Annotated in this window: 14 protein-coding genes; 12 read left to right on the top strand and 2 right to left on the bottom strand. The window is 69.5% G+C overall.

The features are described from left to right. Nucleotides 1-149 precede the first annotated feature (149 nt). The gene (locus ACIBSW_RS17225) at nt 150-2,936 is read left to right on the top strand and encodes a fibronectin type III domain-containing protein (protein ID WP_354724642.1); all 2,787 of its coding nucleotides are present in this window, start codon (nt 150-152) and stop codon (nt 2,934-2,936) included. A 101-nt stretch (nt 2,937-3,037) separates the two neighbouring features. Then, nucleotides 3,038-4,243 (top strand): hypothetical protein, encoded by a 1,206-nt coding sequence (locus tag ACIBSW_RS17220; protein ID WP_354724640.1) that lies wholly within the window; start codon nt 3,038-3,040, stop codon nt 4,241-4,243. A gap of 96 nt (nt 4,244-4,339) precedes the next feature. Here ACIBSW_RS17220 and ACIBSW_RS17215 read toward each other — a convergent pair whose 3' ends face one another. Continuing rightward, nucleotides 4,340-4,810 carry an RDD family protein gene (locus tag ACIBSW_RS17215; protein WP_354724638.1) on the bottom strand — a complete coding sequence of 157 codons (471 nt, stop codon included), beginning with the start codon at nt 4,808-4,810 and terminating at the stop codon, nt 4,340-4,342. A gap of 377 nt (nt 4,811-5,187) precedes the next feature. Here ACIBSW_RS17215 and ACIBSW_RS17210 point away from each other — a divergent pair, with 377 nt between their 5' ends. From ACIBSW_RS17210 to ACIBSW_RS17165, 10 genes are all read left to right on the top strand, one after another. Next, a complete protein-coding gene (locus ACIBSW_RS17210; protein ID WP_354724636.1) occupies nt 5,188-6,105 on the top strand; it encodes an ATP-binding cassette domain-containing protein in 918 nt (305 codons plus the stop codon). Further along, entirely contained in the window at nt 6,102-6,881 is a 780-nt protein-coding gene (locus ACIBSW_RS17205; RefSeq protein WP_354724634.1) for a hypothetical protein, read from the top strand. The genes ACIBSW_RS17210 and ACIBSW_RS17205 overlap by 4 nt, the downstream gene beginning before the upstream one ends. A 23-nt stretch (nt 6,882-6,904) precedes the next feature. Continuing rightward, complete coding sequence (locus ACIBSW_RS17200; protein ID WP_354724632.1) at nt 6,905-8,089, top strand: histidine kinase; 1,185 nt, start codon at nt 6,905-6,907, stop codon at nt 8,087-8,089. Further along, nucleotides 8,086-8,739 carry a response regulator transcription factor gene (locus tag ACIBSW_RS17195; RefSeq protein ID WP_354724630.1) on the top strand — a complete coding sequence of 218 codons (654 nt, stop codon included), beginning with the start codon at nt 8,086-8,088 and terminating at the stop codon, nt 8,737-8,739. Before ACIBSW_RS17200 ends, ACIBSW_RS17195 begins: the two co-directional genes overlap by 4 nt. Nucleotides 8,740-8,827: 88 nt before the next feature. Next, a complete protein-coding gene (locus tag ACIBSW_RS17190) occupies nt 8,828-9,325 on the top strand; it encodes an NUDIX hydrolase (protein ID WP_354724628.1) in 498 nt (165 codons plus the stop codon). Between the two features lie 269 nt (nt 9,326-9,594). Beyond that, nucleotides 9,595-9,936, top strand: coding sequence for a hypothetical protein (locus tag ACIBSW_RS17185; RefSeq protein ID WP_354724626.1), 342 nt, complete (start codon nt 9,595-9,597; stop codon nt 9,934-9,936). Between the two features lie 89 nt (nt 9,937-10,025). Continuing rightward, nucleotides 10,026-10,742, top strand: a complete 717-nt coding sequence (locus ACIBSW_RS17180) for a hypothetical protein (protein WP_354724624.1) — start codon at nt 10,026-10,028, stop codon at nt 10,740-10,742. 231 nt (nt 10,743-10,973) lie between these two features. After that, on the top strand, nt 10,974-11,189 hold the full coding sequence (locus ACIBSW_RS17175; protein WP_354724622.1) for a hypothetical protein: 216 nt from the start codon (nt 10,974-10,976) through the stop codon (nt 11,187-11,189). A gap of 972 nt (nt 11,190-12,161) precedes the next feature. Continuing rightward, a complete protein-coding gene (locus tag ACIBSW_RS17170; RefSeq protein WP_354724620.1) occupies nt 12,162-12,635 on the top strand; it encodes a hypothetical protein in 474 nt (157 codons plus the stop codon). A gap of 758 nt (nt 12,636-13,393) precedes the next feature. Continuing rightward, the gene (locus tag ACIBSW_RS17165; RefSeq protein ID WP_354724619.1) at nt 13,394-14,695 is read left to right on the top strand and encodes a ricin-type beta-trefoil lectin domain protein; all 1,302 of its coding nucleotides are present in this window, start codon (nt 13,394-13,396) and stop codon (nt 14,693-14,695) included. A 98-nt stretch (nt 14,696-14,793) separates the two neighbouring features. On the opposite strand, the gene ACIBSW_RS17160 is transcribed toward ACIBSW_RS17165, so the two are convergent. Then, entirely contained in the window at nt 14,794-15,132 is a 339-nt protein-coding gene (locus ACIBSW_RS17160; protein WP_404799354.1) for a patatin-like phospholipase family protein, read from the bottom strand. Between the last annotated feature and the right edge of the window lie 876 nt (nt 15,133-16,008).

Genomic DNA, 16,008 nt, shown 5'->3' with positions numbered 1-16,008 from the left:
GGGTGGTTCAGGTGACCCCGCAGCTGCCGACAGTCAGGGGGACGACTGCCACGGCGAGATGAGTGAGATCGATGTCGCACGGCGATTACAGCATTCGTGCTCGACTCGGCCTCCTCGGCTTTCTGCTTCTGCTCGGAGCGCTGGCGGTGATGGGTGCCTCCCAACCGGGCGAGGCGGCCGCCGGGTCGGCGACCGCGTACGCCCCGGTGCCGATGCAGGACCAGCCGGGCTCCCTCGTCGCCGTCGCCGGTAACCTCGCGTGCTCGCCGCAGAGCCCGGCCTACAACCACCGCAAGGGCTCCGCCGGCGGATGCGCCATGGAGCGGACCTCGGACCTCATCCTCGCCGCCGGGGACGCCGTGGACTCGGTGCTGGCGGTCGGCGACCTCCAGTACGAGCACGGCGAGTGGGACGACATCCAGGCCTCGTACGACCCCACCTGGGGCCGGCTGAAGGCCAAGACGCACCCGGTGCCGGGCAGCCACGAGTACTCGATCGCGGGAGCCCCCGACTACTTCCGATACTGGGGTGAGCGCGCACACCCCGAGCGCAAGAGCAACTACAGCTTCGAGGTCGGCGGCTGGAAGATCTACGCGCTCAGCTCCTCCTGCAGCAGCTCGTCATGCTCGCCCGGCGGAGACAACTACGAGTGGCTGAAGAAGGAACTCGCCGGCCAGTCACCTGACCAGTGTCAGCTGGCCTACTGGCACCACCCCATCCAGTCGGTGGGCCAGTTCGGCGACAACGTCACCATGCCGAAGATGGCGCACCTGCTGCATGACGCCGGCGTGGACGTGATCGTCAACGCCCACGACCACAACTATCAGCGGTGGGCGCGGATCACCCCGGAGAGCACCGTCGACGCCGACAACGGCTACCGGTTCTTCATCGTCGGCAGCGGCGGCATCAACCACCACCGCTTCTACGCGCTGGACCCGATGCGCCACGCCGGTTTCGAGACGGGCACCGACAAGGAGTTCGGTGTGCTGTTCCTGAAGCTGAACCCGTCCGGGTACGCCTGGGAGTTCCGTACCACCACCGGACGGTTCACCGACACCGGACGCGAGTCGTGCCGTCGTACGCCGGGCACTCCGGCCGTACCGGTGCCCACGACCGCGGCGAAGCCGGTCCCGGTCGGGCAGCCCATCCCGGGCAACCACAGCAACCTGCCGTTCCCGCCGGCGGGAGTGGCCCCGCGCGCCGCCGGCGAGACGATGACGGCGACTTGGCAGCCGCCGTCCCGGCCGGGCACGGCCGGGGCCGTGGACCTGTACCGGGTCAGCGTTTTCGGTGCCGAGCCAGGACATCCCACCGAGATGACGCCGATCGCGCAGCGCACCGTCGCGGCGACCAGCACGAGCGTGGACTTCGACATGCACGGCGTGCCCGGCTGGAGCCTGCGCGTCTCGGTCGAGGCGCGGAACCCGGACGGCTGGGGTAACCCGAGCGTCCTGTCCAACGCCGTCACCGGACCCTCGGGCGGCGGCCACACGCATTCCACGTCCCACGACACCGTCCCGGCGGGATGGACGGCGCTGCCGGCAGACCACCCGCTGCCGCCGGTCTCGACGCCCGGTCCGCCCCGGCACCTGCGGGCCGTGCCAGGCAACGGCTCGGCCACGGTCTCGTGGGCCGCACCCAGCGTGGACGGCGGCCTGCCGATCACCGGGTACGCCGTGTACGCCAACCCCGGCGGGCTGGTGGCCTCGGTCGGCGTCGACCAGACGCAGGTACAGGTCGACAGCCTGATCAACGACGCCGAATACACCTTCCAAGCGGTCGCGATCAACGAGGTCGGCGACTCGGCACCCACCAACGAGAGCCCCGTGACCACCCCGACGAAGGAGGCCCAGCCGACGGCGAAGGCCCCGACGGCGCCGAGCGACGTCGACGCCCAACCGGGGAACAGGTCCGCCACCGTCACCTGGTCGACACCGTCGAACGACGGCGGAGCGGCCGTCACGTCGTACACGGTCAGTGCGCAGAACGACCCACACCGCGTCACCGTCGACGGCGCGCTGTGGTCCGCCCGGGTGGACGGCCTGGTTCCCGGCAAGAGCTACCGCTTCACGGTCACCGCGAAGAACGCGGCGGGCAGCTCCGCCGCCAGCGCCCCCAGCGCCGCCGTCACCATCCTGGGCCCCACGGGCACCGTCCCGACCCAGCCGGCCAAGCCGGTGGCCGTCGCCGGCACGAACTCCGCCGCGGTGTCGTGGAAGGCGCCGACCTCCGACGGGGGAAGCCCGCTCACCGGCTACGTCGTGATCATGCGGCCATCCGGCCGGAGCATGACGGTGGCACCCACCACGCGGCAGGCCACCTTCTCCGACCTCACCGCGGGTACCGCCTACCGATTCATCGTGTTCGCGGTCAACAAGTCCGGCCGCTCCGCGCAGAGCGACGAGACCCAGCCGGTCGTTCCCACCGCACCGCCCAAGCGGCCCGGCGCGCCCTGGACCGTGGTCGCGGCGGCCGGCGACGGGTTCGCCAAGGTCGCCTGGACCGCGCCGGGTAACGACGGCGGCGCACCGATCGTCGCCTACACGGTGGTGGCGACGGGATCCGGCGCGTCGGCCCGGGTGACCCGGCCGGGTGTGCGGGAGGCCGTCGTCCGCGGTCTCAAGAACGGCACGACCTATCGCTTCACGGTCATCGCGGAGAACCGGGTGGGGCTGTCGGCACCCTCGGCACCCTCGGCCCCGGTAACCCCGACCAACGGCGAGTCGGATCCGCCCATGCCTCAGGTGCCTGGCCCCGACGAGGCCGCCCGCGAAGTCGTCTCCTGGTCCGCCGCCGCAGGATCGCCGGCAGCCAAGCTCAGCGAATGGGTCGGCCAGTCACGCCGGCGCTCCGCGGCTGTGGCAGCGGGCGTGACGGCCGTGATCCTGTCAGCCGCAGCGGCGTACTTCTGGCGTCGCCGCCGCCGGGCGGACTGATCCCCAGGTCCTGAGTCGGGGACGCGACAGCGAATCGCTCGAACGGAATCGATGCGGCCGATGACTTAGAGGGTGACAAGGCAGCTATTCGAGGAGTTGGCATGTTGCACCCGTTGTCACCGCAGCGCACGTTCCCGACCTCCGCACCGCCGGAGGCGACCCCACGTCATGAGCGGCGTTCCGTACTGAACCGGAAGCTGTTCATTCTGGCGGCCACCACCATGGCGGCCGTCGCCGTTCCCTCGGCGGCAACCGCCGCCGCCCCGCCGCCCGCCGACACGGGGCGGCTGATCCAGTTGGACTCCCTGGGTGGCGTGGGCTCGTTCGCGACAGGGATGAACGAGCGCGGCGACCTGATCGGCTCAAGCGTCGACGCCAAGGACGACTTCCGTGCGGTGGTGTGGTGGCACGGCCGAAGTTCGCCCACCGCTCTCGGCATCGAAGGCGCCTCACCCGTCGCGATCAACGAACTGGGCCACATCACCGGGTACGCCGACGACGGGCTGTTCCTGTGGCGCGACGGATCGGTCACCTATCTGAAGCGAAGCGCCGCTGCCTCGTTCGGGGCGCCCTCGATCAACGACCGCGACGACGTCGCCAGTACCGTGACCGGCCAGGACGGCACCTCACGCGCTGTCCTGTGGCAGCGCGGACGCCTGACGATGCTGCCTACGCCCACAGGGATGGACAGCCGAGCCGTCGGCATCAACAACCGGGGCCAGGTCATCGGCACGGTTACCCGGCCCGAGGCCTCCACCGAGGAGGCGGTGCTGTGGCAAGACGGCCGGATGACCAGGCTGGGGACCCTGGGCGGCGCCGGCAGCAGCCCGACGGCGATCAACGATCGCGGTCAGGTGAGTGGCACGAGCACCGTCGCCGGCTCGTCCGACGACCATCCGTTCCTCTGGCAGGGCGGCCGGATGACCGACCTGCTGGCGGGTACGCATGCCACGGCCGGCCGGGTCGCGGACCTCAACGAGACCGGGATGATGACCGGCACCGCGAACTTCGGCAACCATGACTCACGGCCGGTCGTCTGGCGGGACGGCCGGATGATCGACATCGGCCTGCCCGGCCACGTGGCCATCGGCTCGCACCTCAACGAACGCGGTGACGTCGCCGGCTCCACGTGGGCGGATCCGCAGAGCACCGCCGTGCCGTTCCGCTGGCGCAACGGGCAGACCACCTTGTTCCCCGAGCCCGTCAGCGACATCGCGATAACGGTCATCGGCATCGACCGGCAAGGGCTTCTCGGCGTGGACCAGGAGACCTCGCAGTTCGGCAACATCGTGCTGCGCTCGTCCTGAGCAGCGGCCCCACCCGCGGACGACAGCCACGCCGCGCACACAGCGCGCGGCGTGGCTCCCGGCGTTAACGTTTCACTGCGGTGAGCGTGGCACCGGTCAGCCGACCTTGAGGACCTGGGTTCCCCCGGCGAACTTGTCGAACCAGTGCTGACGCTGCGGGTCGCTGTTGATGTTGACCACGATCAAGATCACTGCTGCCAGCCCGGCCATCCCGCCCAGGACGCTGCCGACAATCGGAACTACGCCTGCGATGCCGAACGCCGTGAAGACGTTCCGGCGGGCGGCCTGCTCCAGCGTCGGGTTGCCGACCTGACCCGGCCCGAACACCTTGAGCTTCATCACCTGCTTACCGATCGTCTGGCCCCGGCTGGACTCGAGGTAGGCGAAGTAGCCGAGATACAGGGCCGCGGTCGCCACCGCGGAGATGAACCCGGTGAGCAGCCAGGAATCCGACACGAACGCGAGCACGATGTTGAGGATCACGCCCGCGACGCCGACGATGACACCGTCGATGAACCTCGCCACGAACCGGTCGACCAGATTGCCCGGTTGGCCGACCGCGCTCATGGGCATTCCCGCGGCGCCACTCATCGGCGGCGCACCGTAGACAGGCGGCGGGGGCGGAGCACCGTAGGCAGGCGGGGGCGGAGCTACAGGAGGTGCGTAGTGAGCCGGCTCATCGCCGCGCGACCTCGGGAAGGGCTCGGGACTGACCATATTGTGTTCCAATTCTGATAGGTACGGGGATGCGCCTGCGAGCGGCGTGACATCCGCGGACACCGGCGGCCCGGCGCCGACGGCCAACCTAGCGTCGTCGGCCTGCCTTGTGGATCTGGCAAACGCCCTATTCGATCCGCGCCCCCTACCTCGGTCGCGGTCGTGGCGCCAGGAACGAGACCGTGGGCGCTCCTGCGGGGCGGGTCGGCGGCCATAGCGTCGGCCGCATGATTGAAGTGCAGGGATTGACGAAGCGCTTCGGCGCGACGACCGCGGTGGACGGGCTGTCGTTCACGGTGCGGCCGGGGCGGGTGACCGGCTTCCTCGGACCCAACGGGGCCGGCAAGTCGACCACGATGCGGATGATCATCGGGCTGGATCGGCCCGACGCGGGGACGGCGACCGTCGGCGGGCGGCCCTACCGGGCCCATCCGGCGCCGCTGTGCGAGGTGGGCGCGTTGTTGGAGGGGCGTGCCGTGCACCGAGGGCGTACCGCCCGGGCGCATCTGTTGGGCCTGGCCCGGACGCACGGGATCCCGGATCGCCGGGTCACCGAGGTCCTCGCCATGGTCGGCCTCGCGGAGGTGGCCGGGCAGCGGGCCGGCGGGTACTCGCTCGGCATGAGCCAGCGGCTCGGGGTGGCGTCCGCGCTCCTCGGCGACCCGGCTGTGGTGATCCTCGACGAGCCCGTCAACGGCCTGGATCCGGACGGCGTGCTCTGGGTCCGGACGTTGCTCAAGGACCTCGCGGCGCAGGGACGGACAGTTCTGGTCTCCAGCCATCTGATGAGCGAGACGGCGGTGACCGCCGACCACCTGCTGATCATCGGTGGTGGGCGGCTGCTCGCGGACCTCGGCATCGGGGAGCTGATCGCCCGGGCGGGCACGAGCCGGTGCCTGGTCCGCTCGCCGGACGCGGCCGGGCTGCGCGACGTGCTGGTCGCGGCCGGCGCGACCGTGACCAGCCGGGAGGCGGGATCGCTCGAGGTGCAGGGCCTGGAGGCCGAGGCGATCGGCACGGCCGCGGCGGCGCACCGCCTGATCGTGTACGAGCTGACACCCCACCGCGCCTCGCTGGAACAGGCGTACATGGAGCTGACCCGGGGCTGGGTGCGGTTCCGCGACGAGCCCGGGGTGCCGTCGTGAACGCGTACCGGATCACGTTTCTGCGGGTGACGCGCGCGGAGTGGGGGAAGCTGACCGCCCTGCGCTCCACCTGGGTGGTCCTGTCGGTGATCGCCCTGATCACCGTGGGCCTGGCCGCGGCGATCAACTGGAACGTCTACCGGGTGCCGGGCGCCGAGGTCTCCCCCGACGCCCTGAACGCGCAGGCGTTCCTCGGCGTCGACGTCGTCTCGTTGGTCCTCGGCGTGTTCGGCATCCTCATGATCACCGGGGAGTTCGGTTCGGGCCTGGTCCGGGCGACGTTCGCGGCGGTTCCCCGCCGGGTGCCGGTGCTGTGGGCGAAGGCGGCCGCGCTCGGCGCCGCTTCCCTGCCGCTGATGCTGGTGGTCTGTGCGGCCTCCCTCGCGGCGGGCGAGGCGTTCCTTCCCGCCGGCCGGCGGATCCCGCTCGGCGACCTCGACGGCGGCGCCCTGCTCGGCGCGGCGGCCGCGCCGGTCGCTCTCGCGCTGATCGGGCTCGGCGTCGGCGCCCTGGTGCGTCACACCGCCGCGGCCATCACCGTCTACGTGCTGGTCATGCTGGTTCTGCCGGCGCTCCTGCAGCCGGCGCTGCCGGAACGGATCGCCGACGACGTGCTGCGTTTCGTCCCGGTCGCGGCGGCGCAGGCCATGTATGCGGGCGACTCCGGCAACCCGTTCAAGATGCTGGCTCCCGGCCCGGCCGGGCTGACGATCGCCGCCTGGGTGCTGCTCACCCTGGCGGCGGGAAGCGTCGCCTTGTGGCGCCGCGATCCGTGACCGCCGGGGGCCACAATTGGTGGATGAGCCTGCGCGGACTCCTGGCTGCCGCCCGGCGTCGGCCACGCGTGACCGACGCCGGAATCGCCGGGCTTGTCGCGCTCGGCACCGGGATCGTGCTGACCGGCCGGACCGGCGCCACCGTCGAACCCGCGACCGCGCTGGACTGGGCATCGGTCGTACTCGTACCGGTGCCCCTGATCTGGCGCCGGCGCGCACCCGTCCTGGTCTTCTGCGCGGTGACCGTGCTGCTCTGGGTTTCCCAGGTGCTCGGCGCCCAATCGCCGGCCGCGTTCGCGGCCACGCTGACCGCGCTGCACGCGGTCGCCCGTCACCGACCCGCGCGGTTCGCCTGGGCGGGCGTTGCCCTCGCCGTGCTGCCGGGCTACGACAACCGGTTGGCGGAGGGGCCGGCCTGGGGCGCGTTCGCCGCGGTGGCGGCGGTGACGATCGCCGTCGTCCTGATCGGCGTGAACCAGCGCACGCGTGCGGCGTACCTCGATGCCTTGGAAGATCGCGCCCGGCGGCTGGAACAGGAACGGGATCAGCGCGCCCGTCTCGCGGTCGCGGAGGAGCGGGCGCGTATCGCGCGCGAGATGCATGACGTGGTCGCCCACCACCTCGCCGTCATGGTCGCTCTCTCCGACGGCGCGGCCGCGACCGCGGCGGGCGCGCCGCAGCGCGCCGCCGGGGTGATGGGCCAGGTCTCCGCCACCGGACGCCAGGCCCTGAGCGAAATGCGCCGGCTGGTGGGCCTGCTGCGCGACACTTCCGGTACGCCGCAGAGCGCACGCGCGCCCCAACCCGGCCTGGACGACATCGACGCGCTGGTCGAACGCATACGGGCGGCCGGCGTACGGGTCAACGTGCGACGCCGGGGCACGCCGGGTCCGTGGGGTCCGGGCGCCGGGCTGGCCGTCTACCGGATCGTGCAGGAGGCCCTCACCAACACGCTCAAACACGCCGGTCCGCGGGCCAACGCCGACGTCACGCTGCACTACCTCATGGACCGCGCGGACGTGTTGGTGCTGGACGACGGAGCAGGTCAGGTCGCCCGGCAACCGGAGCCCTCCGGCAGGCACGGGCTGGCGGGCATGCTGGAACGCGCGGCCGCGTACGGTGGGCGCGTCGACGCCGGGCCCCGCACCGGGCCGGGCTGGCGGGTGCACGCACGGCTGACCTTCGAACCAACGGTGATCCGACCATGACCGTCTCGGTGCTCCTCGCCGACGACCAGCCGTTGCTGTCGCTCGGTTTCCGCCTGGTCCTGGAGGCACAGCCGGACATCACCGTCGTCGGCGAGGCGGGCAACGGCGCCCAGGCGGTCACCATGGCCCGGGCCCTGCGGCCGGACGTGGTGCTGATGGACGTACGCATGCCGGTGCTCGACGGCATCGAGGCCACCCGGGAGATCGTCGGCTCCGGCAGCACGGCCCGCATACTGGTGCTGACCACGTTCGACCTCGACGAGTACGTCTACGCCGCGCTGCGCGCCGGGGCCAGCGGATTCCTGCTCAAGGACGTGCCGCCGGCGGACCTGGTCAGCGCGATCCACGCGGTCGCCGGCGGGCACGCCGTGGTCGCGCCGGCCGTCACCCGCCGCCTGCTCGACACGGTGCTGCCCCACCTGCCCGGCGCGGTCACCGTCGACGAACGCCTGGACCGGCTGACCGAGCGGGAACGCCAGGTGCTGGCGCTGGTGGCCCGGGGCCGGTCCAACACCGAGATCGCGGCCGGACTGCACCTGTCCGAGGCTACGGTGAAGGCTCACGTCGGACGGCTGCTGAGCAAGCTCGAGCTGCGGGACCGGGTGCAGATCGTGGTGTACGCATACGAGAACGGCCTCGTACCCCGCTGACGTCCAGGTGACTGCGGGCCAGGCCTCGAAGGATGATGCTCAAGCCCGGCGGATGCCGATCGGTCGCGCCAGATCTAGCATGCTCTCCATGAGCGACGTCAACGCTGGTGAGCTACCCGAGCCAGCGTTCATACTGCCGACCATCCCGGCCTCCGCCGGAGCTCTGGTCCGTGGCCGCAAGGGCCGATTGCTCATCCTGAAGCCGACGTACAAGGGCGGTTGGACGATCCCGGGTGGAATCGTCGAGATCGGCGAGTCGCCCTGGGATGCGTGTCGCCGCGAGACCAGCGAGGAGTGCGGCCTCGACGTCACCACGGGGCGGCTTGTGTGCGTGGACTTCCTGCGCCCACGGCCTGGCCGTCCGGGTGGTATGCGCTTCCTCTTCGACTGCGGCGTGTACGACGACGCCGTCTTGGACACGGTGGTCATCCAGCCGATCGAGATCGCCGAAAGCCGGATCCTGCCGATCGACACGGCGCTGCCTCTGCTCAGCGGACCGGTCCGACGTCGGGTACGCGCCGCCTGGAAGACGAAACGGGTGCGCTATCTCGAGGACGGCCGCCCTGTGCCGGGGATCGGCCCTTAGCGGTCGGGAACCGGCGACCGCAGATCAGGAGATCACTGATGCACGTCCGGTTGTGCAATCTGGCGGACGTCCTGCCGGCCGTGGCCTCGGCACTCATCTAGCGGCTCAGGCATCAGGGTTGGCCGGTAGCGAGCCGGCCGGCCGCCGTCGATCGACGAATGTGAAGTGGGTCACACCAAGATCCGTTTGAGGTGATGTGGCGGTTTGGTGCGATTCCGGTTTCGCCCTTCCGGCGCTACGGTGTGCCGTCCAAAACGGGGAAGGAAACCATGAACCTGCTTTTCACGATCGCCAAGAACCGGTGGGCCGCGCTGATCGTCGGCCTCGTGCTGCTTCCGCTCGGTCTGTACAACGCGACCTCGACCGGCCCGGTCACCTGCGGTAGCCAGGTGATGAGCCCGGGCGACACCTGCGAGACGAGCCGGCGGGGCTCCACGACGGCGCGCTCCTACGACGAGCAGAAGAAGAGCGACACCACCGGCAGCTACATCCTTGCCGGGGTCGGCGGCGTGCTGGTGCTCGTCGGCGCGACTCAGCTCGTGCTGCGTGCCCGTCGCCGCTCCGAGGAGGCCACCGAGGCCACCGAGGCGGCACCCACCGCCACCGTCTGATTGCGACCCCCGGGTAGGCCACCGGCGCCTACCCGGGGGATCATGCCTCGGCCGCGAAGATCTCTGCGTACGGGGAAATCATGAACATCATGAAGTTGGCCGCCGCTGCCGGCGTCGGCGCGCTGGTGCTCGCCGGGTGCGGCGGCAAGACCGCCGAGACGCCGAAGGCCGCGGCGACCCCGGTCGTGAGCAAGCCGGCCGACAACGGCATCGCGGCGCTGCCCGCGGCCGAGATCCTCGCGAGGGCGCAGCAGGCGCTCGCCGGCGCGAAGTCCTACCGCCTTTCCGGATTGGTGCACCAGGACGGCGACTACTACCGGATCGAGCTCGAGGTGGCCGGCGAGGACAGGCTGGGCTCGATCACCAAGGACGGCACGACGCTCATGATCCTCGCCGTCGACGGCAAGCGCCTGGTGAAGCTGGACGAGGCGACACTGGCCGAGACGTTCGGGACGAAGATGCCCAAGAGCGTCGCCGCGCGGCTGAGCGAGTCCTGGATCAAGCCGGACACCAAGTCGTACGCGGAGCTGGCCGAGTGGTTCGACGTGGCCGAGCTGCTCAAGCCGGCCGGCCGGCTCACCAAGGGCGAGACCCGGATCATCAACCAGCGTCCGGTGATCTCGCTGCTCGACGCGGGCGGCGACTTCAAGGAGTTGTATGTCGCCACGACCGGCGAGCCGCTGCCGCAGAAGATGAGCATGGTGGACGGCGGACGCGCCCTTTTCACCGAGTACGGCCGCGACTTCCCCGACATCGAGGCACCCGCGGCCAAGGACATCATCGACCTGTCCGGCAAGAAGGCCTAACCCCCGAAGGACGCCATCGGTCTCAACCGGCGCTTCAGCTGACTGTGATCGTCAGATCAGCCGACGCAACGGACCCGAGGCCGATAAGGCCGTGGTAACGGATGCATCCTGCACGCGCGTTCCGGTCACGCGCACAGGCCTACGGGACGGAAATCAAGCGGACATCAGCGCCTCGCGCCAGCCCGCTACTCTCGCCCTGACCGCACCCGACCGATCGGAGCACGCGCTGCGATGAGCGCCATCGAGGATCCCGAATCGACCCGTACGCCTGCCGGTCCGGACCGGCCAAGCGACGATCTGGAAAACTGGCTGTCGGATCTGCGCACCGAAGTGTCCGCTGACCCGCCTGGATGGATCAATAAGGATTACGTCGGCGAGCAGCCGACCGAACGCGGTACAGACGCCGCCAAGCCGAGCAGCGGTGGACGGCACCGCGCCTCGGATTAGGCCACCCAGCCGGACCTCTCATCCAGGTCAGCGCTCAGCATTCCGGCGTCAGCGATCGATGTTACGACCGGACCGGCAACCGCGCAGTACACGATCCACGGCAGAGGAGGACGTCAGACGAGGTCCTCGAAAGAGTCCTCGCCCGGACGGGTCCTCGAAACCCCTCAACAGCGCTATCTCCGGTCCGGACAGGTCGTCGATGGCAGGGCGCAAGCAGACCGCCCCTTCGTCGAACTCGACCCGAAGTCCACGGCCAGTCTCCTCAGCTGTCGCAATGCTCGGTATGAGTCCACGTCCATCGAATCGCAGTCGTACATAGTCCATGACGAACTCGACTGAGTAGAGACGAAAGCCGATGAGACGGCCCAACAACTCGTTGGGCACGTAGGTGGAGCGTCCTGAGGACATGCGCCCATCGTGCTGGATCTCTTCGACGCACGTCCTCAACTCGGCAGATGATTGCGTCACCGGACACGGTTTCCACCGGACGACGCCAACGGGCTCCGCGCCGAGGCATACCGAGCAGCAGGCCGGAGGATCTGCACCGGCACCCGCGGGTGCACGTCGAGATCAGCCGGCAGTGAGCGCACGTCATGGACGCTGACCCGTGGCACGCCGGCCTTCGGAATCCGTTTGACGAAGGAACGGAAGAAGTTCCGCGGCTCACCCGGGCACCGAGCTGGACGTTACTCCCTCCAGGAAACTCATCAGGCGCGGTCGAGGCCGTTCTGACTGGTCCGCGCCGATGCCGATTCGCAGGTCTTGACTATTGCTCGAAGTTCTTTAAGATCCACAAGCGACACAGCCCTTTGGCCCGATCTTGCCCAGCTTTGCCGATTTTCGGCATTGGACTTGACATTTGCGCATGTAGATGCCGCTGCAAGGGCTGCTGGGTCCAGATCGGTCAGGAAGGCAGTGACGCCGAACAGGCTACCTGCGTGTTCGACACTCGGAAAAAGACTGGAGTCTTGAATGAAGCTCAAGCGATTGGCCGCCTCGGCGGTGGCCAGCATTACCGCCGCTATCGGACTGGGTGTAGTAACCGCCAGTCCCGCCTTGGCTACCGACGTCGGCTCCTGGAGAGCTTACGGAAGCAGCAACCCGATCGCCAGTAACTGGCACTGCGGCCCAACCGTATCGAATGCCAACGGTCTGTCTGCCCAGTCCTGCGTAATCAGGTCGAACAGTCTGGCCGACAAGGTGCAGGCAGCATTGATCGTGCGTAACAGGCTATCGACCGCAATTTCAACGTGGGCAAGCATTTACCTGCTCGATGACACTTATCCCCCAAGCCAGGTCGGCGAAGGCGACTATTATTGCGCTTCTTCGGGGCTTGCACCGAAGTCGGTTTCTGTGTGCTTCGGCACCACCGAAACCTACAATGGCTGGGCGCGCTCTTATGGTTCCTCGAGAGCCGGCACCACTGAGCATTCGCCTCTCGGGTGAACCCTGGACGGTGTGGCGGTTAGTTGTCGGCCGAGAAATCTCAAGAAATATATAAAAACACTAGGCGTGCCTCCTGGCTGAGGCACGCCTAGTTTTGTCTATCCGCGACTCTCACCGCTCGCTTCAACTGGAATGCCGTCTCGCAGTCGTGGGCACCTCTCGGTGGCGGTGACGTCGACGTGCCGACGGTCCCGCTCGTGGCCGAGCTCGCCGCGGCGCATGGCCGGACGCTCCCGCAGATCGTGCTGCGCTGGCGCGTGCAACAAGGGCTCGTGCCGATCCCCTAGTCGAGCTACCCGCAGCGCCTTCGGAGCAATCTCGACGTGTTCGGCTTCGCGCTGTCCGACGCCGAGATGGCCGACCTGAGCGCGTTCGACCGAGGCGACAGGCGGCCGTCGACTCCGACGAGTTCGGTGACTGACGCGCCGAGTGCCGGCGTGTTGTGCCCGGCACGCCGGACACCGGGTGCACAGCCGCACGAACGGCCCCGAGCGGCGGAGCGGCCGCCCGCCGTGGCGCTCGTCTCACCCGGCGCAAACGCAACAAACCGGAGCTAACCATCCAGGCACTTCCCCAGGCTCGGTCTGCGAGTCCGGCCCAGCGCATCGACAGTTGGAAATATTTACGTAATAATGTTTACAGAGACGTCTCATGTCCCGCTCCTCGCAGTAGATCGGACCACTCCGTACGAGAGGACGTTCTCCGTGACAATGAATGCAGGTTTCGCGGACCAAGCGCTGTCACACAGTCGGCGCCTCATGGTCATCCTCACCGCGGCCGCCATTGCACTCGTCGGCAGCACGGTCGTCCAGCAGCAGCCCGCACAAGCCGCGTGGAACCTCGTGTGGGCAGACGAATTCAACGGGTCCGGCGCGCCCAGCAGCGCCAACTGGAACTACAACGTCGGCAACGGCCTCAACCCCGGCCTCAATGCCTTCGACGGCTGGGGCAACGGCGAGTGGGAGTGGTACCGCCCCGAGAACTGCACGCAGTCCGGCGGCAACCTCGTCATGCGCGCCAACTGGCTCACGACGCCCATCACTGTCAACGGCCGCAACTTCTACCAGACGTCGTGCCGCATGACGACAGACACCAAGAGGTCCTTCCAGTACGGCCGCATCGAGGCGCGCATGGCGCTCCCGACCGCCACCGGGTCGTGGCCGGCTTTCTGGATGCTCGGTGATTCGTGCGACGAGTCGTCCACGAGCGCCTACAACCCGGCGCAGACCTACTACGACCGCCTGCCCACGAACTGGGCCAGTTGCGGCGAGGTCGACATCATGGAACACGCGAACGCGAACGCGACCGTGACGAACAACATCTTCTGGGATCTCCGGACCGGCGTGTTCCCGTGGACAGCGGGTCAGAACGCCAACTACGTCGCGAACCCCGCCGTCAACAACGCCGCGGCCTTCCACATCTATGCGATCGAGTGGACGGCCGCGCAGATCCGCTGGTACGTCGACGGTGTGCAAACGCACGTGATCGACACGACGCCGGCGACCCTGGAGGAGTTCCGTAAGCCGTTCCACCTCATCTTCAACCTGGCGCTGGGCGGCACGTACCCCGGACAGAACCCCGTGCAGAGTCAGTTCCCGCTCACCGCATCGATCGACTACGTGCGCTACTACCAGGACGGCGGAGGCACGACGCCGCCTCCAACGGGCGGACCCGCGACGCAGATCAACGGGCCGGGCGGCAAGTGCGTGGACGTGGCCGGAAACGACACGGGCGGCAACGGCGCGGCCGTGCAGCTGTGGACGTGCCAGGGGCCTTCTCTTTCGAAGGACCAGCAGTGGAGCTGGGACGGCCAGACCCTGCGGACGTTGGGCCGGTGCCTCGACGTCACCAACGCGGGTACGGCCAACGGCGCGAAGGTGCAGCTCTGGGACTGTAACGGCAGCGGCGCACAGAGCTGGGTCCAGGAAGGTAACCGGTTGCGCAACCCGAACTCCAACAGGTGCCTGGACTCCCCGTCAGGCTCGACAGCGGACGGCGCGCGACTGCAGATCTGGGACTGCAACGGATCGGCCGCACAGTACTTCGTGAAGGCCGCGTGACGGCCGGCCGAGGGGCACGCTGACGGCCAGGGCGCGGGAGCGGACAGCCTCCCGCGCCCTTTCCGCGCGTTCCGGGATACGGCCCGCGCCGGGTTGGGTCATGCGCCGTGTGAGTTGCCACCGAAAATCCACGGCCGGGCGCAGCCGCGCCCGGCCGCGGGCCCGCGCTGAAGGCCCGCACGAAGCCGAGCAGCACCGGCGCGCCGATGGCGGCGCTGCGGTTGCCGGGCACGTCGGCCGGCTCGTGCTCGCAGAGCTCGGCGACGCCGGCCCTCGCCGGTCAGTTGGGCGGCCACGACCGAACCGGCTGAGGTGCCGACGAGCAGGTCGGCGATGGCGAGATCCACGCCCCGCTCGGCGAGGCCGTGCAGCAGGCCGATCTCCCAGACGACGCCGGTGACGCCGCCTCCGCCCAGCACCAGCGCGCGTTTCTCCATGGACGTCCGCCTACCATCACCGGCCGTCCCGCGGGTGTTCCAGCGCCCGGGCGCTGGCGCCCGGGATTTCGGGAAGGTCGAGTTCTGGGAACTCGGGAAGGTCGAGCTGTGGGAATTCGGGGAGGTCGAGTTCTGGGCGTTCGGGAAGGTCGACTTCTGGGAACTCGGGAAGATCGAGCTCTGGGAATTCGGGAAGGTCGAGCTCTGGGAATTCGGGAGGGTTGGGTCTTGGGAATTCGGGAAGGCCGAGTCCTCCCGGGTTTGCCGGACGGTCGGGTCTTGGGTGTGCGGGACGGTCGGGTCTTGGATGTGCGGGACGGTCAGGTCTTGGATGTGCCGGACGGTCGGGTCCTGGGAGTCCGGAAAGGCCGGTGCTCGGGTGTGCCGGACGGTCGGGTCTTGGATGTGCGGGACGGTCGGGTCTTGGGTGTGCGGGACGGTCGGGTCTTGGATGTGCGGGACGGCCGGGTCCTGGGAGGTCGGAATGGCCGGCGCCCGGGCGTGCGGGAAGGCCTGGTCCCGGGAAGTCGACAAGCCCGGCGCCCGGGCGTGCGGGAAGGCCTGGTCCCGGGAAGTCGACAAGCCCGGCGCCCGGGCGTACGGGAAGGCCTGGTCCCGGGAAGTCGACAAGCCCGGCGCCCGGGCGTACGGGAAGGCCTGGTCCCGGGAGCTCGACAAGCCCGGCGCCCGGACGTCCGGGAAGGCCTGCCCCCGGCCAGGTGCCGCCGTTCGCGGGCGCGGTGCGGGCCGCCGTGATTGGCGCGACGCTGGGACTCTGGCGCGTGCCGGCGGTCGTCGCGGGGCCGGCCGCGGCGCGGGGGTGCGGGGAGGTCGACGGCGCGGGGCTCGGCGCGGATGCGGCGTCGCCCAGCCCGT

The sequence above is a fragment of the Actinoplanes sp. NPDC049668 genome (genome assembly GCF_044465445.1).
In the GTDB taxonomy this organism is placed as follows: Bacteria; Actinomycetota; Actinomycetes; order Mycobacteriales; family Micromonosporaceae; genus Actinoplanes.
The sequence above is the reverse complement of the archived record's forward strand: the minus strand, read 5'-3'. Positions and strand labels throughout refer to the sequence as shown.